The sequence below is a fragment of the Kosakonia sp. MH5 genome (assembly GCF_009935945.1).
Taxonomy (GTDB): Bacteria; Pseudomonadota; Gammaproteobacteria; order Enterobacterales; family Enterobacteriaceae; genus Kosakonia; species Kosakonia radicincitans.
In genome coordinates, this window is record NZ_QODH01000001.1 from 591,676 (window position 1) to 614,734 (window position 23,059).

27 protein-coding genes are annotated in these 23,059 nt (G+C 55.1%); 12 read left to right on the top strand and 15 right to left on the bottom strand.

All coding sequences use genetic code 11. The features are described from left to right. Position 1: 1 nt before the first annotated feature. On the top strand, positions 2–970 hold the full coding sequence (gene hcr, locus DK872_RS02800; RefSeq protein WP_161518010.1) for an NADH oxidoreductase: 969 nt from the start codon (positions 2–4) through the stop codon (positions 968–970). 93 nt (positions 971–1,063) lie between these two features. Here hcr and DK872_RS02805 read toward each other — a convergent pair whose 3' ends face one another. Further along, the gene (locus DK872_RS02805; protein ID WP_149288961.1) at positions 1,064–1,492 is read right to left on the bottom strand and encodes a DoxX family protein; all 429 of its coding nucleotides are present in this window, start codon (positions 1,490–1,492) and stop codon (positions 1,064–1,066) included. A 150-nt stretch (positions 1,493–1,642) separates the two neighbouring features. On the opposite strand from DK872_RS02805, the gene poxB reads away from it, so the two are divergent. The 4 genes from poxB to DK872_RS02825 all read left to right on the top strand — a co-directional run bounded on the left by poxB (position 1,643) and on the right by DK872_RS02825 (position 6,951). After that, positions 1,643–3,361, top strand: a complete 1,719-nt coding sequence (gene poxB / locus DK872_RS02810) for a ubiquinone-dependent pyruvate dehydrogenase (protein ID WP_007374109.1) — start codon at positions 1,643–1,645, stop codon at positions 3,359–3,361. 37 nt (positions 3,362–3,398) lie between these two features. Next, the gene (gene ltaE, locus DK872_RS02815; protein ID WP_043954072.1) at positions 3,399–4,397 is read left to right on the top strand and encodes a low-specificity L-threonine aldolase; all 999 of its coding nucleotides are present in this window, start codon (positions 3,399–3,401) and stop codon (positions 4,395–4,397) included. A 9-nt stretch (positions 4,398–4,406) separates the two neighbouring features. Then, a complete protein-coding gene (locus DK872_RS02820; RefSeq protein WP_161518011.1) occupies positions 4,407–5,843 on the top strand; it encodes a DUF2867 domain-containing protein in 1,437 nt (478 codons plus the stop codon). A gap of 94 nt (positions 5,844–5,937) precedes the next feature. Next, positions 5,938–6,951 carry an NAD(P)-dependent oxidoreductase gene (locus tag DK872_RS02825; protein ID WP_007374106.1) on the top strand — a complete coding sequence of 338 codons (1,014 nt, stop codon included), beginning with the start codon at positions 5,938–5,940 and terminating at the stop codon, positions 6,949–6,951. 4 nt (positions 6,952–6,955) lie between these two features. On the opposite strand, the gene DK872_RS02830 is transcribed toward DK872_RS02825, so the two are convergent. The 3 genes from DK872_RS02830 to DK872_RS02840 are packed head-to-tail and all read right to left on the bottom strand — an operon-like array spanning position 6,956 to position 8,699. Then, entirely contained in the window at positions 6,956–7,534 is a 579-nt protein-coding gene (locus tag DK872_RS02830; protein ID WP_227135788.1) for a hypothetical protein, read from the bottom strand. Positions 7,535–7,551: 17 nt separating this feature from the next. After that, the gene (locus DK872_RS02835; RefSeq protein WP_107146268.1) at positions 7,552–8,379 is read right to left on the bottom strand and encodes an N-acetylmuramoyl-L-alanine amidase; all 828 of its coding nucleotides are present in this window, start codon (positions 8,377–8,379) and stop codon (positions 7,552–7,554) included. Beyond that, positions 8,376–8,699 (bottom strand): heavy metal-binding domain-containing protein, encoded by a 324-nt coding sequence (locus DK872_RS02840; RefSeq protein WP_035885878.1) that lies wholly within the window; start codon positions 8,697–8,699, stop codon positions 8,376–8,378. Before DK872_RS02840 ends, DK872_RS02835 begins: the two co-directional genes overlap by 4 nt. A gap of 100 nt (positions 8,700–8,799) precedes the next feature. Between DK872_RS02840 and DK872_RS02845 the strand changes: the two genes are divergently transcribed. From DK872_RS02845 to artJ, 6 genes are all read left to right on the top strand, one after another. Further along, positions 8,800–9,315, top strand: a complete 516-nt coding sequence (locus DK872_RS02845; RefSeq protein ID WP_007374102.1) for a lipoprotein — start codon at positions 8,800–8,802, stop codon at positions 9,313–9,315. Positions 9,316–9,523: 208 nt separating this feature from the next. Next, positions 9,524–10,252 carry an arginine ABC transporter ATP-binding protein ArtP gene (artP, locus tag DK872_RS02850; RefSeq protein WP_161518012.1) on the top strand — a complete coding sequence of 243 codons (729 nt, stop codon included), beginning with the start codon at positions 9,524–9,526 and terminating at the stop codon, positions 10,250–10,252. Between the two features lie 19 nt (positions 10,253–10,271). Further along, the gene (gene artI, locus DK872_RS02855) at positions 10,272–11,003 is read left to right on the top strand and encodes an arginine ABC transporter substrate-binding protein ArtI (RefSeq protein ID WP_035885879.1); all 732 of its coding nucleotides are present in this window, start codon (positions 10,272–10,274) and stop codon (positions 11,001–11,003) included. Positions 11,004–11,009: 6 nt separating this feature from the next. Further along, positions 11,010–11,726 (top strand): arginine ABC transporter permease ArtQ, encoded by a 717-nt coding sequence (artQ, locus tag DK872_RS02860; protein ID WP_007374099.1) that lies wholly within the window; start codon positions 11,010–11,012, stop codon positions 11,724–11,726. Further along, complete coding sequence (artM, locus tag DK872_RS02865) at positions 11,726–12,394, top strand: arginine ABC transporter permease ArtM (protein ID WP_007374098.1); 669 nt, start codon at positions 11,726–11,728, stop codon at positions 12,392–12,394. The genes artQ and artM overlap by 1 nt, the downstream gene beginning before the upstream one ends. A gap of 170 nt (positions 12,395–12,564) precedes the next feature. After that, on the top strand, positions 12,565–13,299 hold the full coding sequence (artJ, locus tag DK872_RS02870; RefSeq protein WP_161518013.1) for an arginine ABC transporter substrate-binding protein ArtJ: 735 nt from the start codon (positions 12,565–12,567) through the stop codon (positions 13,297–13,299). A gap of 50 nt (positions 13,300–13,349) precedes the next feature. Here artJ and DK872_RS02875 read toward each other — a convergent pair whose 3' ends face one another. From DK872_RS02875 to nfsA, 11 genes are all read right to left on the bottom strand, one after another. Then, a complete protein-coding gene (locus DK872_RS02875) occupies positions 13,350–13,691 on the bottom strand; it encodes a HigA family addiction module antitoxin (RefSeq protein ID WP_007374096.1) in 342 nt (113 codons plus the stop codon). A 22-nt stretch (positions 13,692–13,713) separates the two neighbouring features. Beyond that, complete coding sequence (locus tag DK872_RS02880) at positions 13,714–14,016, bottom strand: type II toxin-antitoxin system RelE/ParE family toxin (RefSeq protein ID WP_007374095.1); 303 nt, start codon at positions 14,014–14,016, stop codon at positions 13,714–13,716. 65 nt (positions 14,017–14,081) lie between these two features. Next, complete coding sequence (gene rlmC / locus DK872_RS02885) at positions 14,082–15,209, bottom strand: 23S rRNA (uracil(747)-C(5))-methyltransferase RlmC (RefSeq protein WP_007374094.1); 1,128 nt, start codon at positions 15,207–15,209, stop codon at positions 14,082–14,084. A gap of 41 nt (positions 15,210–15,250) precedes the next feature. Then, positions 15,251–15,670 (bottom strand): YbjO family protein, encoded by a 420-nt coding sequence (locus DK872_RS02890; RefSeq protein ID WP_090474329.1) that lies wholly within the window; start codon positions 15,668–15,670, stop codon positions 15,251–15,253. 116 nt (positions 15,671–15,786) lie between these two features. Then, a complete protein-coding gene (gene potI / locus DK872_RS02895) occupies positions 15,787–16,641 on the bottom strand; it encodes a putrescine ABC transporter permease PotI (protein ID WP_079518180.1) in 855 nt (284 codons plus the stop codon). Further along, positions 16,638–17,591, bottom strand: a complete 954-nt coding sequence (potH, locus tag DK872_RS02900) for a putrescine ABC transporter permease PotH (protein WP_043954084.1) — start codon at positions 17,589–17,591, stop codon at positions 16,638–16,640. Before potH ends, potI begins: the two co-directional genes overlap by 4 nt. Positions 17,592–17,600: 9 nt before the next feature. Then, a complete protein-coding gene (gene potG / locus DK872_RS02905; RefSeq protein WP_007374090.1) occupies positions 17,601–18,734 on the bottom strand; it encodes a putrescine ABC transporter ATP-binding subunit PotG in 1,134 nt (377 codons plus the stop codon). Positions 18,735–18,874: 140 nt separating this feature from the next. Next, on the bottom strand, positions 18,875–19,987 hold the full coding sequence (gene potF, locus DK872_RS02910; protein ID WP_007374089.1) for a spermidine/putrescine ABC transporter substrate-binding protein PotF: 1,113 nt from the start codon (positions 19,985–19,987) through the stop codon (positions 18,875–18,877). A 351-nt stretch (positions 19,988–20,338) separates the two neighbouring features. Further along, positions 20,339–20,824, bottom strand: a complete 486-nt coding sequence (locus DK872_RS02915; protein ID WP_007374088.1) for a YbjN domain-containing protein — start codon at positions 20,822–20,824, stop codon at positions 20,339–20,341. Between the two features lie 84 nt (positions 20,825–20,908). Beyond that, a complete protein-coding gene (gene rimK / locus DK872_RS02920) occupies positions 20,909–21,811 on the bottom strand; it encodes a 30S ribosomal protein S6--L-glutamate ligase (protein WP_007374087.1) in 903 nt (300 codons plus the stop codon). Between the two features lie 72 nt (positions 21,812–21,883). Continuing rightward, entirely contained in the window at positions 21,884–22,606 is a 723-nt protein-coding gene (gene nfsA, locus DK872_RS02925) for an oxygen-insensitive NADPH nitroreductase (protein WP_007374086.1), read from the bottom strand. A 177-nt stretch (positions 22,607–22,783) separates the two neighbouring features. Between nfsA and DK872_RS02930 the strand changes: the two genes are divergently transcribed. Then, positions 22,784–23,047 (top strand): GrxA family glutaredoxin, encoded by a 264-nt coding sequence (locus tag DK872_RS02930; RefSeq protein WP_007374085.1) that lies wholly within the window; start codon positions 22,784–22,786, stop codon positions 23,045–23,047. Positions 23,048–23,059: the final 12 nt, after the last annotated feature.

The window sequence follows — 23,059 nt, forward strand, 5'->3', positions numbered from 1 at the left end:
GATGACCATGCCAACCCCTCAATGCCCGTGGCGCATGCAGGTTCACCATATCCATCAGGAAACGCCGGATGTCTGGACGCTGTCGCTGTTATGCCACGATTACTATCCGTATCGCGCCGGGCAGTACGCGCTGGTAAGCATTCGCAACAGCGCCGACACGCTGCGTGCTTACACCCTTTCATCCACGCCGGGCGTGAGCGAATACATTACGCTGACCGTTCGCCGTATTGATGATGGCGCAGGTTCCCGGTGGCTGACCCAGGAAGTAAAACGCGGCGATTATCTGTGGCTTTCCGATGCGCAGGGGGAATTTACCTGTGATAACGAACCGAACGATAAGCTGTTGCTGCTGGCGGCAGGGTGCGGTGTGACACCGATTATGTCGATGCGCCGCTGGCTGGCGAAGTATCGCCCGCAGGCCGATGTGCAGGTGATCTTCAATGTGCGTTCGCCGCAGGATGTGATTTTCGCCGGCGAGTGGCGCGAATATCCTGTCACGCTGGTGGCGGAAAATGACGCCAGCGCAGGTTTTGCTTCTGGCCGTCTGAGCCACGAACTGCTCAGCCAGGTGCCGGATCTGGCCGCGCGCACGGTGATGACCTGCGGCCCGGCGCCGTACATGGATTGGGTTGAGAACGAAGTGAAAGCGCTGGGCGTAACGCGTTTCTTTAAAGAGAAATTCTTTACCCCTGTCGCGCAGGCTGCCACCAGTGGGTTGAAGTTCAGCAAACTCTCGCCGATGAAAACCTTCTACGCGCCTGTGGGCAGCACGCTGCTGGAAGCGCTGGAGAGCAATAAGATGCCAGTGAATGCCGCCTGCCGCGCCGGTGTGTGCGGCTGTTGTAAAACGCAGGTGATTTCCGGAGAGTATACCGTCAGCAGCACCATGACGCTGACGGAGCAAGAGATTGCCGCCGGATATGTGCTGGCCTGCTCCTGCCATCCCCGGGGGGATTTGGTGCTGGCGTAACGCTTTCTGCACAAAATAAAACGCCCTTCATCTGGAGGGCGTTTTTTGGATCTCATTGACCGGGTATCGTTCCGGTACGCTGTTAACTCTGCACTACTTCCACGCTGGCGCCACGGAATAGCGGCCCGCACCAATAAAAGCAATCACCAGCGCAGCAATAAAGAAGTAAACAATACTTTCAATCGCCCACGCTCCAGTCGCATCCAGAGCGCCCGTTTTACCAATGCCGACCAGTAACCACGCCACCACCATCGTAAATGCCAGCACCAGCGCGGCGGGGCGAGTCAGAACGCCCAGAATGATCAGAATCGGGCACAGCACTTCGCCAATCAGCACGCCGTAAGCAATAAAACCCGGTAACCCTTTTGCCACCAGCATGCCCGCAATACCATCAATACCGCCGATTAATTTGTGCAGCCCGTGAAACAACATCAATCCGCCAACCAACAAACGCAGCAACAGTCGGCCAAGATCTTCATGCGAAAACATATTATTAACTGCATTTAACAATGATTTAACCATTTGAAATGATTCCTGTTTTCATCGACCTTTTTCAGAGTATTACGGAGTGTAACTGAAATAAACCCCTGTTTTAAAAAAGGGCATCGTTAATCTCATTCCAGGCAGAATCATTGTCTAAGCTTGTAATCAAGATCACAAAAGGAGCTTTCCATGAAACAGACAGTGGCTGCTTATATTGCTAAAACCCTTGAACAAGCGGGCGTTAAACGGATTTGGGGGGTAACCGGTGATTCTCTTAACGGGCTGAGCGACAGCCTGAATCGCATGGGTACCATTCACTGGATGCCAACGCGTCATGAAGAAGTCGCCGCCTTCGCCGCCGGGGCGGAAGCGCAACTGACCGGCGAGCTGGCGGTTTGTGCCGGTTCCTGCGGGCCGGGAAATTTACATCTGATCAACGGTCTTTTCGATTGCCACCGCAACCATGTTCCGGTGCTGGCCATTGCGGCCCACATTCCCTCCAGCGAAATCGGTAGCGGCTACTTCCAGGAAACCCATCCTCAGGAACTGTTTCGCGAATGCAGCCACTATTGCGAACTGGTTTCCAATCCGGAACAGATCCCGCAAGTGCTGGCGATCGCCATGCGCAAAGCCGTGCTTAATAAAGGCGTGTCCGTCGTGGTACTGCCTGGCGACGTGGCGCTGAAACCCGCGCCGGAAAGCGCCAGCAGCCACTGGTACAGTGCGCCGCAACCGGTGGTCACACCGACACAAGAAGAGTTACAAAAACTGGCGCAGTTGCTGCGCTACTCCAGCAATATCGCCCTGATGTGTGGCAGCGGCTGCGCCGGTGCGCACAAAGAGCTGTTGGCTTTCGCCGGGAAACTGAATGCGCCCATTGTCCACGCGATGCGCGGTAAAGAACATGTGGAGTACGACAACCCATACGATGTCGGCATGACCGGGCTGATTGGTTTCTCTTCCGGGTTCCACACCATGATGAATGCCGATACCTTAGTGCTGCTCGGCACGCAATTCCCCTATCGCGCCTTCTACCCCACTGATGCCAAAATCATCCAGATCGATATCAATCCGGCCAGCATTGGCGCACACAGCAAAGTGGATATGGCACTGGTGGGCGATATCAAAGCCACCCTTGCCGCGTTGCTGCCGTTGCTGGAAGAAAAAACCGATCGCCGCTTCCTTGATAAAGCGCTGGCGGATTACCGCGAAGCCCGCAAAGGGCTGGATGACTTAGCGAAGCCGAGCGAGAAATCGATTCACCCGCAATATCTGGCGCAACAAATCAGCCATTTTGCCGCGGATGACGCGATTTTCACCTGTGATGTCGGCACACCAACGGTGTGGGCAGCGCGATATCTGAAAATGAACGGCAAGCGCCGCCTGCTCGGTTCCTTTAACCATGGTTCGATGGCCAACGCCATGCCGCAGGCGCTCGGTGCAAAAGCAACCCACCCGGAAAGACAAGTCGTGGCGCTCTGCGGCGATGGCGGTTTCAGCATGCTGATGGGTGATTTTCTCTCTGTTGTGCAGATGAAGCTGCCGCTGAAAATTATCGTCTTTAATAACAGCGTGCTCGGCTTTGTGGCGATGGAGATGAAAGCGGGCGGCTATTTAACAGATGGTACGGAGTTGCAGGACACCAACTTTGCCCGCATCGCCGAGGCCTGCGGCATTACCGGGATCCGCGTGGAGAAATCCGCCGATGTTGACGAAGCGCTCCAGCGCGCCTTCTCGATCGATGGCCCGGTGCTGGTGGATGTCACGGTCGCCAAAGAGGAACTGGCGATCCCGCCGCAAATCAAACTGGAGCAGGCCAAAGGTTTCAGCCTCTATATGATGCGCGCCATTATCAGCGGACGCGGCGATGAAGTCATCGAACTGGCGAAAACCAACTGGCTCAGGTAAAACAGAAGTTTAACCTGAGCCAGAGAAAGGAAATGCCGTGATTGATTTACGTAGTGATACCGTAACCCGCCCGGGGCGCGCCATGCTCGAAGAGATGATGGCCGCCCCGGTCGGGGACGATGTTTACGGTGATGATCCCACCGTTAACGAACTGCAGCGTTACGCGGCGGAACTCAGCGGTAAAGAAGCCGCACTGTTTCTGCCGACCGGTACGCAAGCCAACCTGGTGGCGCTGTTAAGCCATTGCGAGCGCGGCGAAGAGTATATTGTCGGCCAGGGAGCGCATAACTATCTCTACGAAGCGGGCGGAGCCGCAGTGCTCGGCAGCATTCAGCCGCAGCCCATTGATGCCGCCGCCGACGGGACACTGCCGCTGGACAAAGTTGCGGCAAAAATCAAAGCCGATGACATCCACTTCGCGCGCACCAAACTGCTCAGTCTGGAAAACACCCACAACGGCAAAGTGCTGCCGCGCGACTACCTGAAACAGGCGTGGGAATTTACCCGCGAGCGCGGGCTGTCACTGCACGTTGATGGCGCACGCATCTTTAACGCCATCGTGGAATACGGCTGCGACCTTAGCGCGATCGCGCAATATTGCGACTCCTTCACCATCTGCCTGTCGAAGGGCCTCGGCACGCCGGTCGGTTCATTACTGGTGGGCGACAAAGCTTATATCACCCGCGCCAACCGCTGGCGCAAAATGACCGGCGGCGGCATGCGCCAGGCCGGGATCCTTGCCGCAGCGGGCCTGTATGCGCTGAAGCACAACGTCGCGCGGCTGAAAGAGGATCACGAGAACGCCGCCTGGCTGGCTGCTCAGCTACAGGAGATTGGCGCCGACGTGATGCGCCACGACACCAACATGTTGTTCGTTCGTGTTGGCGAACCGGCCGCAGCGTTGGGGGCGTTTATGCGCGAACGCGATGTGTTAATCAACGCTTCGCCGGTGGTGCGACTGGTCACCCATCTCGACGTCAATCGCCAGCAGCTCACCGAGGTGGTTCGCCACTGGCAGGCTTTTTTACAGCGCTAAGGAGCAGATGTGGCGCAGCGGATCCTGGCGCTTGGCGCCAGCGGTTATATCGGGCAGCGGCTGGTGGCCGCGCTCAGTCAGCAAGGCCACCAGGTCAAAGCGGCGGCGCGCCAGTTAACGCGCCTGCAAAAGCAGCGGTTGCCCGGCGTGACCTGCCACACTATCGATCTCTATTGGCCACAGGATCTTCCGGCGCTGCTGGCCGATATTGATACGCTCTACTATCTGGTGCATAGCATGGGCGAAAGCAGCGATTTTGTGGCGCATGAACGGCAAATCGCCCTGAATGTGCGCGATGCGCTGCGGGAAACGCCGGTCAAACAGGTTATTTTCCTCAGTTCGTTGCAGGCAAAAGGAGCAACGGATTCTGACCATCTACTGGCGCGGCAATATACCGGCGATCTGCTGCGGGCAGCCGGTGTGCCGGTTACCGAATTGCGCGCCGGAATTATTGTCGGCGCGGGTTCGGCGGCCTTTGAAGTGATGCGCGATATGGTATTTAACCTGCCGGTGCTGACGCCGCCGCGCTGGGTGCGTTCTCGTACCACGCCGATTGCACTGGAAAACCTGCTGTATTACCTGCTGGAGTTGTTGCATCATCCGGCGGCGGAACACCGCGTGTTTGAGGCTGCCGGGCCGGAAGTGCTGAGCTATCAGCAACAGTTCGAGCACTTTATGCGCGTCAGCGGCGTACACCGCCCGCTGATCCCCATTCCGCTGCCAACGCGGCTGATCTCCGTCTGGTTTTTACATCTCATCACTTCCGTGCCGCCAGGCATCGCAAAGGCGCTGATCCAGGGGCTGAAGCACGATCTGCTGGCCGACGATCGCGCATTGCGCCGTTTGATCCCGCAAACGTTGATCCGCTTTGATGACGCAGTGCGTCAGACGTTGCAGGAAGAAGAAAAGCTGGTGAATTCCGCCGACTGGGGCTATGACCCGCAGGCCTTCTCACGCTGGCGTCCGCAATACGGCTACTTTCCGAAACAGGCTGGTTATCAGGTAAAAACCGCAGCCAGCCTCAGCGCGCTGTGGGAAGTGGTTAACCGTATCGGCGGCAAAGAGCGCTACTTTTTCGGCAATCTGCTATGGGAAACCCGCGCGGCGCTCGATCGTTTAATTGGTCACCCACTGCCGCGCGGGCGTCCCGATCGCGCCTGGCTGCAAACCGGTGATGCGGTAGATAGCTGGAAAGTGATCATCGCCGAGCCGGAGCAGCAACTGGCATTATTGTTTGGCATGAAAGCGCCGGGGCTGGGGCGGCTGGCCTTTACGTTAAGCGACAAAGGCGATCACCGGCTGCTGGATGTCCGCGCCTGGTGGCATCCGCACGGCATGCCGGGTTTGTTTTACTGGCTGCTGATGTTCCCGGCTCATCTGTTCATCTTTCGTGGTATGGCGCAACAAATTGCCCGTCTGGCAGAAAAAAATAGCGAAAAAGTCTGACGGTTAACCTTTTTCTTTTACTTCTCCCATTGCATCGCGGCGTAATTCACGGAAGAATGCGCGCGATAATTGCTTTTCAACACAGTGGATTGATATGAAGGTACTGGTCACGGGCGCAACCAGCGGTTTAGGCCGAAACGCCGTCGAATATCTGCGTCAAAAAGGGATCAGCGTCAGGGCGACGGGCCGCAACGAAGCGATGGGCAAGTTGCTGAGCAAGATGGGCGCCGAGTTTGTGCATGCAGATTTAACCGAGCTGGTTTCATCGCAGGCTAAAATCATGCTCGCTGATATCGATACGCTGTGGCACTGCTCCAGCTTCACCTCACCGTGGGGAACGCAGGAAGCGTTTGACCTGGCGAATGTGCGTGCCACGCGCCGTCTGGGTGAATGGGCTGTCGCCTGGGGCGTACGCAACTTTATCCATATCTCCTCGCCTTCGCTCTACTTCGATTATCACCACCATCGCGATATCCCGGAAGATTTTCGCCCGGCGCGTTTCGCCAACGAATTTGCCCGCAGCAAAGCCGCTGGCGAGCAGGTCATCGATCTGCTGGCGCAGGCGAACCCCAATACCCGCTTTACGATTCTGCGCCCGCAAAGCCTGTTTGGTCCGCACGACAAAGTATTTATCCCACGTCTGGCGCAGATGATGCACCACTACCGCAGCGTGTTACTGCCGCGCGGTGGTGATGCGCTGGTGGATATGACCTACTACGAAAATGCAGTGCATGCGATGTGGCTCGCCAGCCAGCAACAGTGCGACACGTTACCCTCAGGGCGGGCGTATAACATCACTAACGGCGAGCCGCGCTCGCTGCGCAGCATCGTACAGCGGCTGATTGACGATCTGGCGATCTCCTGCCGCATTCGCTCCGTACCCTACACCATGCTGGATATGCTGGCCCGCAGCATGGAGCGTTTTGGCGATAAGCGCGCGAAAGAACCCGCCTTCACCCACTATGGCGTGTCGAAGCTCAATTTTGATTTCACGCTGGATATCACGCGCGCGCAGGAAGAGTTGGGCTATGCGCCGATCGTGACGCTGGATGAAGGCATCAAACGCACGGCGCACTGGTTAAAAGATCACGGTAAACTACACCGCTAACAGATCAGAACGGCCCGGATTTAATCTCAGACACCCGCTGGCCGCTCTTATCAATGTAGTACCACTCCCCGCCGCTCAACGAGATATGCTCGCCTTCACGCTGCGGTTTGCACCCGATGCAGACCAGCGCTTTGCCACCCTCAAACTGCGAAGCGTAATCATAGCGGGCGGCAATGCGGTTGCGAAAACTGTCATCCCAGTAGCCCACTTTGCCGTTCTGCGTTGAGCGCACCAGTCCCTCAACAAACCAGTCCGGCCCGTTATCGAAATGAATCACTGGCAAATACTCGTGCGCAGAACGCACATAATAATCCGCATCCTGCTCCCCCGCTCCACGGGTATAATTGTGCAGCCCGACCCACGACATGCCATCGACATCATGGGTTTTGGCAAATAGCGCGGGTAAAAATACCAGCTTGCCGTCTTTCAGTACGGCGCACTCATCCAGCGTTTCCACACTGTCAGTTTGTTTGTCCCAGTAGGAACATGCGTACGGCGGGTTTGGCGCAGCGTGGACAGCAAAAGCCGCCATCAGCAGTGCACCTGTCATGATGCGAAACACCATTTCCATTGACCTCGTCATAAAAAAACCAGCGGCAGTCACCCCTGGCCATATTTTTCCAGTAATGCCTCGGCAATGGCCTGGCTTTCGGCATCCGCAACACCGTTCCATAACCCCGGACGGAAATGCATCTGAAACGCCTCAATCACTCGTTTCTGCTGCGCAGACGTCATTTCCGGTTTCACTTCGTAGCCGTAGCGCGCCAACAAATCAAGCAGCGACGCCGTTTCCACCGGCTGATGAGGAGAACGACCATTCAGGTAAAATGCTACCCGCGCCGCATCCGGCCAGGCGCCAATCCCCTGAGCGGCCAACGCCTGCCACGGGAATAACGGGCCGGGATCGTCTTTACGCTGCGGCGCGATATCGGCATGCGCCACCACGTTTTGCGGCGCGATGTTGTACCGCGCGATAATATCTTTTACCAGTGGTATCAATGCACTAATTTGCTCAGGAGCAAAAGGCGCGAAGGTTTTTCCTCCCGCGCTTCGTTGCCAGCCGCGGTTTTCTAACTCAATGCCGATGGAGGTATCGTTGATGCGCGTCGCGCCGCGCCAGAAACTCACCCCCGCGTGCCAGGCAAGATCCTGCTCCGGCACCAGCTGCCAGATGCGCGGTTTACCGTGGTACAGCGGCGGCCTGGCGGGTACCAGGTAATGGGCGCTCACCTGCTTGTCGGTGAGCGTCGCCAGCGAGACATCAAAATCATCCGCCGTGTAATGAATCACCAGCACCTTGATACGTGGATAGGCTGCCTGCGCCTGACGCCGCGTATCCAGCTGGTAGCCGTTTTTATCGATAATCCCTTTTTCACTCGCACAGCCAGCCAGAAGCAGCGCCAGCATTGCTAATGCATACTTTTTCATCGGCGCGTTTTAACCGCCGTACCGCTGACGCTCACCATTAGCATGCTGCTGTCTTTGCCTACAGTTTCATAATCGATATCAATACCGACCACCGCATCTGCACCAAGCTGCTGCGCCTGGTCGCCCAGTTCACGAAAGGCAATTTCCCGCGCTTTACGCAGTTCTTTCTCATAAGCACCAGAACGTCCGCCGACAATATCGCGGATACCGGCAAAAAAATCGCGGAAAATATTGGCGCCCAGAATCGCTTCGCCCGTCACGACGCCGCAATACTCGATAATCGGCTGTCCTTCGAGTGTCGGCGTGGTTGAAAATTGCATAAGGTTCTCCTTTTGATTGCGCACGTTACGAGACACATTATCAGATCAATACACTATTCTTGAAAGGTCGTGTCTTCTGAAGAGAAATAAGGAAATCAACATGCGCTATTCAGTTTTGACTCTTGTAATGCCGTGCGCGCTGCTGCTGAGCGCCTGTACCACCGTAACCCCGGCCTATAAAGATATTGGCGCCCATAGCGGGCAGTGTGTGGAAGGCGGTCCGGACAGCGTTGCACAACAATTTTATGACTACCGCATCGCTCATCCGGGCAGCGACCTGACAGCATTGCGCCCATACCTGAGTGACGACCTGGCAAAAATGCTGAATAACGCCAGCCGCGATCCGCAAACCGCTGCGTTGCTAAAAACCGATCCCTTCTCCAGCCGTAGCGTTGCCGCCGATCATGCCGACGTCGCCAGCGCTTCCACCATTCCTAATAGCGATGCGCGGAATATTCCGCTGCGCGTAACGCTAAGCCAGGGCAGCCAGAGCTGGCAGGATGAAGTACTGATGATCCGCGAAGGACAGTGCTGGGCGGTGGACGATGTCCGCTACCTGGGCGGCTCGGTACATGCGCCCGCTGGGACGCTGCGCCAGTCGGTAGAACATCGCTAACGGTTATCACAACATGTGGTAACCCCCGTAAATTGTCTGGCATTCCCCGGGGAATGCCGACATTTATGCCTGGTTCCCTCACCGCCCGGTATTTTGTGCTAACTTTATCGCATAACCTGGTTTATTTTTAAGTTTTAACGCACAAATATTGCATAACTATTCTGTCAACGTTACTATTTGCGGCCTCAATTGCTATCAGACTGCTTCGATGAGTATTAAATTAAACAGCATCAATTGCTTTTATGGCGCACACCAGGCGCTCTTCGACATCACACTGGATTGCCCACAGGGTGAAACTCTGGTGCTGCTCGGCCCAAGCGGTGCGGGTAAAAGTTCGCTGTTGCGCGTACTCAACCTGCTCGAAATGCCGCGTTCCGGCCAGTTAAGCATTGCAGGCAACCATTTTGATTTTGCCAAAATCCCGTCAGATAAAGCGATTCGTGAATTGCGCCAGAACGTGGGCATGGTGTTCCAGCAATATAATCTTTGGCCGCATCTGACCGTGCAACAAAACCTGATTGAAGCGCCGTGCCGCGTGCTCGGTTTAAGCAAAGATCAGGCGCTGGCGCGCGCCGAAAAGCTGCTGGAGCGTTTACGTCTTAAACCTTATAGCGATCGCTATCCGCTGCACCTGTCCGGCGGACAACAGCAGCGTGTCGCCATCGCCCGTGCGCTGATGATGGAGCCGCAGGTTCTGCTGTTTGATGAACCTACCGCCGCACTCGATCCGGAAATCACCGCGCAAATTGTCAGCATCATTCGCGAACTGTCGGAAACCGGCATTACGCAGGTCATCGTGACCCACGAAGTGGAAGTGGCGCGCAAAACCGCCAGCCGCGTGGTGTATATGGAAAACGGTCACATTGTTGAGCAAGGGGATGCCAGCTGCTTTGCCGCGCCGCAGACCGATGCGTTTAAATACTACCTATCTCACTGAAGACTCGGGAATAAAGACAATGAAAAAAGTACTGATTGCCGCACTACTTGCCAGCATCAGCCTTAGCGCTACAGCAGCCCAGACCATTCGTTTTGCGACAGAAGCGAGCTACCCTCCGTTTGAATCCACCGATGCCAACAACAAGATCGTCGGCTTTGATGTGGATCTGGCGAATGCATTGTGTAAAGAGATCGATGCGACCTGTACCTTTACCAACCAGGCCTTTGACAGCCTGATCCCGAGCCTGAAATTCCGCCGTTTTGACGCGGTAATGGCCGGTATGGATATCACGCCAGAGCGTGAAAAACAGGTTCTGTTTACCACACCGTACTACGACAACTCTGCGCTGTTCGTCGGCCAGCAGGGTAAATTCACCAGCATCGATCAGCTGAAAGGCAAACGTGTTGGCGTGCAGAACGGCACCACACACCAGAAATTCATCAACGATAAACACCCGGAAATCACCACCGTGCCTTACGACAGCTACCAGAACGCGCGTCTGGATCTGCAAAACGGCCGTATTGATGCTGTCTTTGGTGACACCGCAGTGGTCACCGAATGGCTGAAAGCCGATGCCAAACTGGCAGCAGTAGGCGATAAAGTGACGGACAAAGAGTACTTCGGTACCGGTCTGGGTATCGCCGTACGCCAGGGCAACACTGAATTGCAGCAGAAATTCAACGCTGCGCTGGAAAAAGTGAAGAAAGATGGGACTTACCAGGCCATCTATAGCAAATGGTTCCAGAAGTAATCCTTAATGAACGAAATGTTTCCATTAGCAAGCGCCGCCGGGATGACCGTCGGCCTTGCCGTTTGTGCGCTGCTCATCGGCCTGGTGCTGGCGATGATCTTTGCCGTTTGGGAGTCCGTTAAGTGGCGTCCCATTGCATGGATCGGTACCGCGTTGGTCACGCTGCTGCGCGGCCTGCCGGAAATCCTCGTGGTGCTGTTTATCTATTTCGGCGCCTCGCAGCTACTGCTGACGCTCTCTGATGGTTTCACCATCAATCTGGGCGTGGTGCAGATCCCGGTGCAGGTACAGATTGAAAACTTCGATGTCAGCCCGTTTCTGTGCGGCGTAATCGCGCTCTCTCTGCTCTATTCAGCTTACGCCTCGCAAACCCTGCGCGGTGCATTAAAAGCTGTGCCGGACGGTCAGCGGGAATCCGGCCAGGCGCTCGGTCTGTCGAAAGGAGCGATCTTCTTCCGTCTGGTGATGCCGCAAATGTGGCGCCATGCGCTGCCGGGTCTGGGTAACCAGTGGCTGGTGCTGTTGAAAGATACCGCGCTGGTGTCACTGATCAGCGTTAACGATCTGATGCTGCAAACCAAAAGCATTGCAACCCGTACTCAGGAGCCTTTCACCTGGTACATTGTGGCGGCGGCGATTTACCTGGTGATCACTCTGTTCAGCCAGTGGATCCTCAAACGCATTGACCTGCGTGCGACGCGCTTTGAACGGAGGCCGGGATAATGCTTGCCTATTTACCAGAGCTGTTTAAAGGCCTGCATACCAGCCTGACGCTGACCATCGCGTCACTGATTGTGGCGCTGATCTTGTCGCTGCTGTTTACCGTCATACTGACGTTGAAAACGCCGGTGCTGACGCACATCGTACGCGGCTATATCACGCTGTTTACCGGTACGCCGCTGCTGGTGCAGATCTTCCTGATTTACTACGGCCCCGGCCAGTTCCCGTCGTTGCAGAACTATCCGTTCATCTGGCATCTGCTGTCGCAGCCGTGGCTGTGCGCGCTGCTGGCGCTGTCGCTGAACAGTGCGGCGTATACCACGCAGCTGTTTTACGGCGCGATCCGCGCGATTCCGCAAGGTCAATGGCAATCCTGCGGCGCGCTGGGCATGAGCAAGAAAGACACGCTGGCGATCCTGCTGCCTTATGCCTTTAAACGCGCCCTTTCGTCCTATTCCAACGAAGTGGTGCTGGTGTTTAAAAGTACATCGCTGGCTTACACCATCACGTTGATGGAGGTGATGGGGCACGGCCAGCTGCTGTACGGCCGCACCTATGACGTAATGGTGTTTGGCGCAGCCGGGTTGATTTATCTGGTGGTGAACGGTCTGTTGACGCTAATGATGCGCCTGATTGAACGCAAAGCGCTGGCTTTCGAACGCCGCAGCTAATTGCATAAATAATAATCAACGGCGAGATAATGCTTTAATATCTCGCCTTTTTTATATCCAATTAAATATATTTAAGCATTTTTATTGCATATAAATTCAATTAATGGCATCGTAAACGCCATGCTGAAGACACGGCAAAAACAATAAGATTGATCGACAGGAGTTCGAAAATGAAAAAACTGATGCTGGCCGCCGCCCTGATCGCGACTTTCGCTGCAAGCGCCTCTGCTGCTGATAAAATCAATTTCGGTGTTTCCGCCACTTACCCGCCGTTTGAATCGCTGGACGCGAACAATAAAATCGTCGGTTTTGATATCGACCTGGCAAATGCGCTGTGCAAACAGATGCAGGCAGACTGCACCTTCACTAACCACGCGTTTGACAGCCTGATCCCATCGCTGAAATTCAGAAAATATGATGCGGTGATCTCCGGTATGGATATTACGCCAGAGCGCGCCAAACAGGTCTCTTTCACCGATCCGTACTACGCGAACTCCGCCGTTGTGATTGCGAAAAAAGACGCGTTTAAATCTTTCGACGATTTGAAAGGCAAACGCATCGGTATGGAAAACGGCACCACGCATCAGAAATATTTGCAGGATAAGCACCCGGAAGTGAAAACCGTGGCTTATGACAGCTATCAGAACGCGATTGTCGACCTGAAAAATGGCCGTATCGATGGCGTGTTTGGTGATACCGCAGTGGTTAATGAGTGGCTGAAAACCAACCCGCAGCTTGGCGTTGCAACACCGAAAGTGACCGATCCGCAATATTTCGGCACCGGCCTCGGCATTGCTGTTCGCCCGGAAAACAAGGCGCTACTGGAAAAACTGAATACCGCCCTGAAAGCGATCAAAGCTGACGGTACGTACCAGAAAATCAGCAACCAGTGGTTCCCGCAGTAAGTGCAGCCTTGCCCGGTAGCGTCGCGCTTACCGGGCGATAAAAAAGTCGCTTATGCGACTTTTTTTGTCCCTGCCTCACGGCGAGCAATAAAATTCGCCGCCGATTCAATCCGGCTCAGCTCTTCCTGGGCTCGCATATTATTCTCAACTTCCCATAAATCGACGGCCGCTTGCAGGTTGAGCCAGAAATCAGCGGATGTGTCAAACGCTTTGGCGAGACGAAAGGCCATCTCCGCCGTCAGCCGCCGGTTGTTATTAACCAACGCACTGACGGAGTTACGATGCACATGCAATATCTCCGCCAGCTCGTTAATCCTGAGCTCAAGAGGTTCCAGGTACTCATACAGCAGGATGTCGCCCACCGTTGTTGGCTTTCTGGTCGCCTGTTTCATGTTAAATCCTTAGCGTTATGGCTCAATAGATATGCGGATCCAGATAGAGGTCATCCGCCTTTCCGTTAACCCATCTGAAAATTAACCGGTACTGCTTATTAACCCTGATGGAAGAATAACCGAGCAGTTTCCCCGATAACTCTTCATAGCGATTGCCCGGCGGCGAACGAAGATCACGGTGAGACGTCGCGGCATTAATGATATCCAGCTTGCGGGCCAGCGTAGTGTGAATATCGGCCGGAATTTTCCGGTGCGGCGTGGTGTGATGAAAGAATTCATCAAGCCATGCATCCCGAAAATATCTGATGCTTATTTTCTTTGGCATTGCAGCCTCCTTGCCGCGTTCATACCAATGATACTATTGCACACCCGCACTGTGCACAAGTGCTTTTACATTTTAACCAACAGCGTCAACACCTCGTAATGCGCGGTATGCGGAAACATATCAAACAGTTGCACGCGTTCGATGCGATAGCCTGGAAGCTGTCGAATATCTTTCGCCATTGATTGCGCATTACAGCTTGAATAGACGATAAAAGGCGGCGCCATACGGCTTAAGTAGTCGCATAATTCCGCCCCGATGCCGCGTCGCGGTGGGTTAACCAGTACCAGATCCGGCACGTCCTGTTGCGCAGTGGCGAACTGTGTAGAATCGAGCGCCTGAAAATGCAAATTATGCAATCCCAGCACCTGCGCCGACTGCGTTGCGCAGGCGATCGCTTCCGGGGCGATCTCGATGCCGGTCAGCCGCATTTCAGGTGTAGCGCAGTGCAGACCAAAACCGCCAACGCCGCAGAACAGATCCCACATATGCGCGACCGGTAAAGCACGCACCCAGTCACGGGCGGTGGCGTACAGCGCGCTGGCGACGGCAGGGTTAGTCTGGAAGAAGCTTTGTGGGCGGATCCACAGCGGCACACCATTGAAATTTTCCGCCAGCGCCTGCTGTTCGGTGAGGAAAATCTCCGTCTCCCCTTCCATGATCGCCATATGCACCGGCTGAATATTTACCGAAATAACCTTTAACTGCGGTAATTGCGCCTGCAACCACGGCAGCGCGGCGCGCAGTTGCGCCAGCTTAACTTCGGAACGCAATACAAAACGCAGCATCATGCCGCCATCCTGCTGGCTTTCGGTCAGCAGCAGGTATTTCAGTTCGCCGCGCTTGCGTGTCACGTTGTAGGGCGTTAACCCCGCGCGGGCAATAAAGGGTTTAAGCGCAGCAAAAACCGGGGCAAAAGAGTCGGGATAGAGCGGGCAATCAGTGAGATCTTCCGGCGTACCGTCGCGGTGCAGCATACCGAGCAGCGGTTTTTCTACGCTGCCGCTGACCACCATTTTGGCTTTATTGCGAAACCCCTGCTCCGGGCCACTCACCGGCGTGCGCCACTCTGCCACCGGCAACCCTGCCAGCAGGTGACGGAGATCGTCCATCTTAGCGGTAAGCTGGGTGGCAAGCGGTTGTTCGATCCACTGACAGGAGCGACAGCGACCAGCATCGTAGAGAGCGCACTGCATAATAAAGCCTTTCGTTTTGCGGGGCCGGGATTGTACCACCGTTATTGCAGGCGGAAAAAGCGTCGACTGGGCGTGGGGATAAACAGCAGGAACAGCACCAGCATATCAGGCAGTTTTTGCAGCATCAGCGAACGGAAAATCTCCCGGCGCGATCCACCGGCAATACTGAACAGCTCCGGATAACCATAGCCGAGCGAGGCGGCCCACAAATAGCCGGTAGCGATAAGCTGCGTCAGAAGATAGAGCCAGCGCGCCCAGTTGCGCCCTTTCACTACCGAAAACGCACAAAGGATCTCGATAAACACCAGCAACAGGCTGCCGAGAAAAATCAGCGTCAGCGCCCAGGTCTGTGCGCTGCGCTGGACAAAATCGATAATACCGCGTCCGCCCAGTACATTGAGCACCATCAGCACATCGACACAGCGAATGGTGATGATGGCAATAGCCGCCACCTGCACCATCGCGGGTACATTCAGTTTCGCGTGATGAGTGGTTTTCTTAAAGAAGCCCAATCCTGTGATTTCCCTGTGAAAAAATGCCGCGACAAGCGCGGCATCAGCGACACAATTTCCCGATTTTAATGAGAATGATCTTGTCTTGCACGCTGGATATCGCGAATCCGCTGCTTTTCCGTGCGCGCCATCAGATACCAGGCGATTAAACCAACAATCCCGACCACGCCAAGGATCAGCGTCGCCAGCGCGTTGATTTCCGGGTTCACCCCCATGCGCACACTGGAGAAGACCAGCATCGGCAACGTTGTCGCGCCCGGCCCGGAGACAAAGCTGGCGATCACCAAATCATCCAGCGACAGCGTAAAGGCCAGCAGCCAGCCGGAGATCACCGCAGGCATGATCATCGGCAGCGTAATAACAAAAAAGACTTTCAGCGGTGTGGCGCCCAGATCCATCGCCGCCTCTTCAATCGAGCGATCGAGTTCACGCAGGCGTGAGGAGATCACCACCGCCACATAAGCAGTACAGAACGTGACGTGCGCCAACCAGATGGTTAACATCCCGCGATCCGAAGGCCAGCCAATCGCATGCCCGAGGGCGACAAACAGCAGCAGCAGCGACAGACCGGTAATCACATCCGGCATCACCAGCGGCGCAGTGATCATAAAAGCAAAACCGTTGGAACCACGGAAGCGGCCAAAACGCACCATCACAACAGCGGCTATGGTGCCGAGGATCGCCGCCATGGTGGCCGCACAGGCGGCAATGGTCAGGCTTAAACCCACCGCGCTCATCATCGCATCATCATGGAACAGTTCGCCGTACCAGTGCGTTGACCAGCCCGCCCATACCGTGACCAGCTTCGAACTGTTGAACGAGTAGATCACCAACATCAGCATTGGCGCATACAGGAATGAGAACCCAAGCACCAGGATCAGGATACGCCACGGCGATCGCACTACCGGTAAGTTGTTCATGCGTGATCCCCCGCCTGTTTCTGCTGATGTTTGTGGAACCACATGATCGGCACAATCAGCAACAACAGCATGATCACCGCCACCGCAGAAGCCACCGGCCAGTCGCGGTTATTAAAGAACTCCTGCCACAGCACGCGCCCAATCATAATGCTGTCCGGGCCTCCAAGCAGTTCCGGGATCACAAACTCCCCCACCGCCGGGATAAACACCAGCATCGACCCGGCGATAATCCCGCCTTTGGTCAGCGGCACAATCACGCTGAAGAAGGTTTTCAGCGGTCGCGCGCCGAGATCCAGCGAGGCTTCCACCAGCGAATAGTCGATACGCGTTAACGCGGTATAAATCGGCAGCACCATAAACGGCAGATAGGCGTAAACGATGCCAATATAGACCGCCAGGTTGGTGTGCAGAATATTCAGCGGCTGATCGATAACGCCCAGCCACATCAGGAAGTTATTCAGCACGCCGTTGCTTTTCAAAATGCCCATCCACGCGTACACGCGGATCAGGAACGAGGTCCACGACGGCAGAATCACCAGCAATAGCAGAATATTGCGCGTTGACGGCTTACTGTGCGCCACCGCCCAGGCCAGCGGATAGCCAAGCAGCAAACAGCACAGCGTGGAAATCGCCGCCACTTCCAGCGATTGCAGGTACGCCTCGATATAGAGCGGATCGTCGGTCAGTTGCAGGAAGTTGCCGATATTCAGCGTGACCGTAAGCTGGCTGTCGGCCCACTCAATCAGATCGGTATACGGCGGGATCTGGCGCGCCATCTCTGCAAGGCTGATTTTGAAGACAATCAAAAACGGCAACAGAAACAACAAAATAAGCCAGATATAGGGCAGCGCAATCACCAGCTTACGCCCGTGGCGCATCTGCATACGCGCCAGCCACAGTGTTAAACCGCCCGGTTTTTCAACGCGGGCCGGCGGCTCCAGTGTACTCATCACCGCTCCTTAAACCGTCAGAACCACACAACTATCGGCATCCCAACAGAGACGAACTTCGTCGCCCCAGGTTGGCGCGCCTTTACGGTAGCGATGCGCGTTTTGCAACTGGGCGCTGATCATCTGCCCGCTTTGCACACGCACGTGATAAATAGAAAGGTCGCCAAGGTAGGCAATATGCACCACTTCGCCGACGGCAAAGTTGTAGCCATCGGCTGGCGGCTCGTCGCAGAGCATGATTTTTTCCGGGCGCAGCGCCACGTACACCGGCACGTTGTCCACCACCGATGCATCCGGATCGACCTTCAGCGGATGCACCAGCCCAGGAGATTCGACCACCAGGCCATCATCCTGACGCTCTTTCAGCAACCCTTCGAAGACATTGACCGAGCCGATAAATTCAGCGCTGTAGCGGGTGGTCGGATGCTCATAAATCTCTTCCGGCTCGCCAATCTGCACGAATTTACCACGGTTCATGATGGCGATACGGCCAGCCATGGTCATCGCCTCTTCCTGATCGTGCGTTACCATTACGCAGGTCACGCCAACGCGCTCGAGGATATCCACCACTTCCAGTTGCATGCGGTCGCGCAGTTTTTTATCCAGCGCGCCCATCGGTTCATCCAGCAGCAGCAATTTCGGGCGTTTCGCCAGACTGCGCGCCAGCGCCACGCGCTGACGTTGCCCGCCGGAAAGCTGATGCGGCTTACGTTTGGCGAACTCGCTCATATGCACCAGATTGAGCATCTCCGCCACGCGGCTGGCAATTTCCGCTTTCGGCAACTTGTCCTGTTTCAGCCCGAACGCGATGTTCTGTTCAACCGTCATATGCGGGAACAGGGCATAAGACTGAAACATCATATTGATGGGGCGCAGATATGGCGGCACGTGCGCCAGATCGACGCCGTCGAGCATAATTTGCCCCTGCGTTGGCTGCTCAAAACCGGCCAGCATACGCAGCAAGGTCGATTTGCCGCAGCCGGACGCGCCTAGCAGTGCAAAAATTTCGCCTTTGTAGATAGTGAGGCTGACATCATCAACGGCATGCTGGCCGTCAAACGATTTGGTCAGATTGCGGATTTCAAGCAGCGGCGTCAGATCCTTGCGGCTCTTCGCCTGCGGGCGGGGAATAGCGTCGTTCAATCCAGTGCTCTCCGGCATAAACATCACCCTGTTTCAACAGGTTGACTTACAAATGGCTGAACAGAGGCGCAGTACCTCTGTCCAGCTTTGGGGCAATCGCACCATGTTGGTGCATTCAAATCACCGGTCAGGTAATTGATTTACTTGCCGCTTTTAACTTTAGTCCATGCGCGGGTTCTTACGCGGTCAATCTTCGGATCCTGGACTTTCAGCGTAAACAGTTTGGCGAAGACATCCGGCGGCGGGAAGATTGCCGGGTTGTTACGCACTTCTTCGCTGATCAGTGGGACAGAGGCTTTGTTGCCGTTCGCGTAGAACACGTGATCGCTGATATGGGCAATCACATCCGGGCGCATCAGATAGTTAAGGAACTGATAAGCCTCATCTTTATTTTTCGCATCAGCAGGCATCGCGAAGACGTCAAAGAATGCCAGCGCGCCCTCTTTCGGAATGGTGTAGGTCACGTTGACGCCGTTTTTCGCTTCTTTCGCGCGGTTAGCGGCCTGCCATACGTCCCCTGCCCAACCAATCGCCACGCAGATGTCGCCGTTAGCCAGATCGTTGATGTATTGCGAAGAGTGGAAATAACGGATATTCGGACGCAGCTTCAGCAGCAAATCCGTTGCCGGACCGGTGTAATCATCCGCTTTGTTGCTGTTCGGATCTTTGCCGAGGTAGTTCAGCACGGTGGCAAAAATCTCTTCCGGCGCATCGAGGAAAGAGACGCCGCAGCTTTTCAGTTTTTCCAGGTTTTCCGGCTTCAGCACCAGATCCCAACTGTTCACCGGCGCATCTTTGCCCAGGGCAGCTTTAACTTTATCGATGTTATAACCAATACCGGTGGTCGCCCACAGGTACGGCATGGCGTATTTGTTGCCCGGGTCATGCTTGGCAACCATTTTCAGCACGTCTGGATCGAGGTTCTTCCAGTTTGGCAGCTTGCTCTTATCCAGCGGCTGGAACACGCCGGCTGCCAGCTGGCGCTCAAGGAAGCTTGCCGACGGCACCACCAGGTCGAAGCCGGTGCTGCCCGCCATCAATTTGCCTTCCAGCACCTCGTTGGAGTCAAACACGTCATAAACGACTTTAATACCGGTTTCTTTTTCGAAATTTGCGACGGTGTCCGGCGCAATATAATCAGACCAGTTGTAAACATGCAGCGTCTTTTGCTCGGCTGCGAGCGTGCTGGCAGAGACAGCCATCAACGCACCCGCGACAAGACCTGATACCCATTTTTTGCTCAAGGCGGTCATATCTCATTCCTTCTGGAAAAGCCCGTTAACATACGAACCAAATGTACGCATTTTAAGGTATGCAAGAATCATGCATATTTTGTCACTCTGCACAGCCTCGGAGGAGAAAACTCTTCCGGCAGACACCGCATGCTGTTGTAAGCAGCGCAAGAATAACTGTAGCCAGGGTTTGAGGCTATAGGTCAGATTAAAAAACGCGGTTTATCAATTTTTTATGCAGGATCTGTCTATGGGATAAGCCTTCACCGCCGGAATTGCGGTGAATAGTTCTTTAAAGAAAGGTTAAAAGCAGAATAAAAATATTTATTTTGCAGCCGCGCTGGCAGCGACTGCATGAATTGCGGCAAAGAGTCAGTGGAGAAAATTGCGCGTTGCGTCGCCCATGACGGCCTCTTCCTCGCTGTCTGTCGCAAGAAACAGCAGCTGGTGCGCGTTGGCTTCCATAATCACCATAGAAATCTGCTCCTCGCTCTGGCGCATAAACCAGGCGAACTGCTCGAAGGTGACTCCCGGCCCAACGCATAAAGACTGACATACCACCAGCTTCGGCAGATTATCATCCTGAATATCGAGAAACGCTTTTACGGTCAACGAACTGGCGTTAATGGCAGAGAGATCCGCTGACAGCGCCAGCAGCGCCGAAGGTTTAACTTCCGCCATCGCCGTAAACAGCATGATGTCATTAACCAGGTCAAGTTTCGCATCGAACACGCCATCAAAATTTTGCATATGCGGCAGGTGCAGCGCCTGACAGTTATCACACTCAAAAAAAGTGATGCCCAGTTCGTCGAGCCAGTGACGAAGCGTGTCCAGACCAGGAACGACGAGTGAATCCATAACGTAATACTCTCTTACTGAAAAAATTACCCATAGCTTACGCAAAAAGCACGGCAGGCACCATTAATAGCGCAGGGAAATGCCCTAGCCGCCTGTTTTCAGGCAAAATCCAGGCGTTGCCTGACGCTCAATCCACTGGATCATTCGCCCGGCGATATCGATGCCGGTGGCCTTTTCGATGCCTTCCAGCCCCGGCGACGCGTTCACTTCCATCACCAGCGGCCCGCGACTGGCGCGCAGAATATCCACGCCCGCCACATCCAGCCCCAGCGTATGCGCAGCAGCCAGCGCGATTTCGCGTTCGCGCGGCGTGATGTTGGCGACAGTCGCCTGCCCGCCGCGGTGCAGGTTGGAGCGAAAATCCCCCTCTTTCGCCCGGCGTTCAATGGCCGCAACCACTTCATTGCCGACAACAAGACAGCGGACATCGCACCCTTTGGCTTCGGCGATAAACTCCTGCACCAGGATATGCGCATTCAGGCCGCGAAACGCGTCAATCACGCTTTCTGCCGCCTGGCGGGTTTCCGCCAGCACCACGCCAATCCCCTGCGTGCCTTCCACCAGCTTTACCACCAGCGGCGCGCCGCCGACCATATCGATCAGATCGCTGGTGTCATCCGGCGAATGCGCAATACCGGTCACCGGTAAATCGATCCCCTGGCGTGCCAGCAGTTGCAGCGAGCGCAGTTTATCTCTGGCGCGGGTAATGGCGACGGATTCATTGAGCGGATAGCTGCCCAGAATTTCAAACTGGCGCAGCGCAGCCGTACCGTAAAAGGTAATGGCGGAGCCAATGCGTGGGATCACCGCATCAAAATGCGGGAGCTGACGCCCTTTATAGTGAATGGACGATGCCGCAGGGCTGATATTCATGTAACAGGAGAGTGGATCGAAAATTTCGACCAGATGGCCGCGCTGCGTAGCCGCTTCGCGCAGGCGTTTACATGAATAGAGCGTTCCGTCCCGGGACAATATGGCAATTCTCACCCTGCACCTCGCTAAAAAGAGCCGTTAAAGCTCGCGTATCATACACGCAGCGAAGAGCAGGATGAACGGGAATTAGCGTGTTGCCCATCCCTGTTTATGCAAATAATCGAGAATAAAAGGACGATTCTCTTTAATCAGCGTGCGACGGATATGATCGCTCCACGTATCGCGGCGCGTATTGCTGCCACGCGTCAGATAGTAGTTAGCGATCTCTTCGTCATACTGCGCCAGCACATCGCGATCCAGCGGCTGATAATGGTTTTCATGCACCAGCAGCGACGCTGGCATCCGCGGTTTTAACCCCGGATCGTCCGCCGGCCAGCCAAGGCACAGGCCAAACAGCGGCAGCACATGTTTTGGCACCTGTAACAGTTCACCCACCGCTTCGATATTGTTACGAATCCCGCCGATATAAACACCGCCAAGCCCCAGAGATTCCGCAGCCGTAAAGGCGTTTTGCGCCATCAGCGCGGTATCCACCACACCCAGCAGCAGCTGTTCCGCAAGACCGGGTTTCGCTTCCGGGCTGATCTCAAAGTTACGATGGAAATCCGCGCAGAACACCCAGAACTCAGCCGCCTGAGCGACATGCTGCTGCCCGCCGGTCAATGTCACCAGTTGCTCACGCATCGCCCTATCGGTTATCCGAATAATCGAGCTGCATTGTAAAAAGCTGGAGCTGGAGGTCGCCTGCGCGCTGGCGATAATCGCTTCACGCTGCTCCTGTGTGACTGGTTGATCGGTAAAGTGGCGAATGGAACGATGGGCGCACAGCAAGTCAATCGTTGGTGTCATGATGAAGAATCCCCGTATAAACAAGACCCCGAGTATAGGACAGAGACACAGGATCGCAGTAAACCGAAATTGTCCTGAAAGGTTGCAGAGATTAATGCAACAGGCAAAACCTGCTTTCCAACAGGCCGGGGGTTGGTCATGATAGCGACCATTAACCTTCAGGTTTAAGGAGAGAGTATGTTTGCTGTAATTTTTGGCCGCCCGGGCTGCCCGTACTGCGTGCGCGCAAAAGAACTGGCAGAAAAACTGACTGCCGAACGTGATGATTTCAACTATCGCTATGTCGATATTCACGCAGAAGGAATCACGAAAGCCGATCTGGAAAAAACCGTCGGTAAACCGGTAGAAACCGTACCGCAAATTTTCCTCGACCAGCAACACATTGGCGGCTGCACTGATTTTGAAGCCTACGCCAAACAGCATTTCGGCCTGTTTGCATAACGATCCGACGCC

What these genes read in the sequence shown, in the direction of transcription:
- artM (WP_007374098.1), top strand. Translation starts at nt 11,726, where the DNA reads ATGCTTGCCTATTTACCAGAGCTGTTTAAAGGCCTGCATACCAGCCTG.
- DK872_RS02845 (WP_007374102.1), top strand. Translation starts at nt 8,800, where the DNA reads ATGCGCTATTCAGTTTTGACTCTTGTAATGCCGTGCGCGCTGCTGCTG.
- artP (WP_161518012.1), top strand. Translation starts at nt 9,524, where the DNA reads ATGAGTATTAAATTAAACAGCATCAATTGCTTTTATGGCGCACACCAG.
- artJ (WP_161518013.1), top strand. Translation starts at nt 12,565, where the DNA reads ATGAAAAAACTGATGCTGGCCGCCGCCCTGATCGCGACTTTCGCTGCA.
- artQ (WP_007374099.1), top strand. Translation starts at nt 11,010, where the DNA reads ATGAACGAAATGTTTCCATTAGCAAGCGCCGCCGGGATGACCGTCGGC.
- potF (WP_007374089.1), bottom strand. Translation starts at nt 19,987, where the DNA reads ATGACCGCCTTGAGCAAAAAATGGGTATCAGGTCTTGTCGCGGGTGCG.
- DK872_RS02875 (WP_007374096.1), bottom strand. Translation starts at nt 13,691, where the DNA reads ATGAAACAGGCGACCAGAAAGCCAACAACGGTGGGCGACATCCTGCTG.
- potH (WP_043954084.1), bottom strand. Translation starts at nt 17,591, where the DNA reads ATGAGTACACTGGAGCCGCCGGCCCGCGTTGAAAAACCGGGCGGTTTA.
- DK872_RS02880 (WP_007374095.1), bottom strand. Translation starts at nt 14,016, where the DNA reads ATGCCAAAGAAAATAAGCATCAGATATTTTCGGGATGCATGGCTTGAT.
- hcr (WP_161518010.1), top strand. Translation starts at nt 2, where the DNA reads ATGACCATGCCAACCCCTCAATGCCCGTGGCGCATGCAGGTTCACCAT.
- potI (WP_079518180.1), bottom strand. Translation starts at nt 16,641, where the DNA reads ATGAACAACTTACCGGTAGTGCGATCGCCGTGGCGTATCCTGATCCTG.
- DK872_RS02930 (WP_007374085.1), top strand. Translation starts at nt 22,784, where the DNA reads ATGTTTGCTGTAATTTTTGGCCGCCCGGGCTGCCCGTACTGCGTGCGC.
- DK872_RS02840 (WP_035885878.1), bottom strand. Translation starts at nt 8,699, where the DNA reads ATGCAATTTTCAACCACGCCGACACTCGAAGGACAGCCGATTATCGAG.
- poxB (WP_007374109.1), top strand. Translation starts at nt 1,643, where the DNA reads ATGAAACAGACAGTGGCTGCTTATATTGCTAAAACCCTTGAACAAGCG.
- DK872_RS02830 (WP_227135788.1), bottom strand. Translation starts at nt 7,534, where the DNA reads ATGACGAGGTCAATGGAAATGGTGTTTCGCATCATGACAGGTGCACTG.
- rlmC (WP_007374094.1), bottom strand. Translation starts at nt 15,209, where the DNA reads ATGCAGTGCGCTCTCTACGATGCTGGTCGCTGTCGCTCCTGTCAGTGG.
- nfsA (WP_007374086.1), bottom strand. Translation starts at nt 22,606, where the DNA reads ATGACACCAACGATTGACTTGCTGTGCGCCCATCGTTCCATTCGCCAC.
- DK872_RS02825 (WP_007374106.1), top strand. Translation starts at nt 5,938, where the DNA reads ATGAAGGTACTGGTCACGGGCGCAACCAGCGGTTTAGGCCGAAACGCC.
- DK872_RS02890 (WP_090474329.1), bottom strand. Translation starts at nt 15,670, where the DNA reads ATGGTGCAGGTGGCGGCTATTGCCATCATCACCATTCGCTGTGTCGAT.
- artI (WP_035885879.1), top strand. Translation starts at nt 10,272, where the DNA reads ATGAAAAAAGTACTGATTGCCGCACTACTTGCCAGCATCAGCCTTAGC.
- DK872_RS02835 (WP_107146268.1), bottom strand. Translation starts at nt 8,379, where the DNA reads ATGAAAAAGTATGCATTAGCAATGCTGGCGCTGCTTCTGGCTGGCTGT.
- DK872_RS02805 (WP_149288961.1), bottom strand. Translation starts at nt 1,492, where the DNA reads ATGGTTAAATCATTGTTAAATGCAGTTAATAATATGTTTTCGCATGAA.
- DK872_RS02915 (WP_007374088.1), bottom strand. Translation starts at nt 20,824, where the DNA reads ATGGATTCACTCGTCGTTCCTGGTCTGGACACGCTTCGTCACTGGCTC.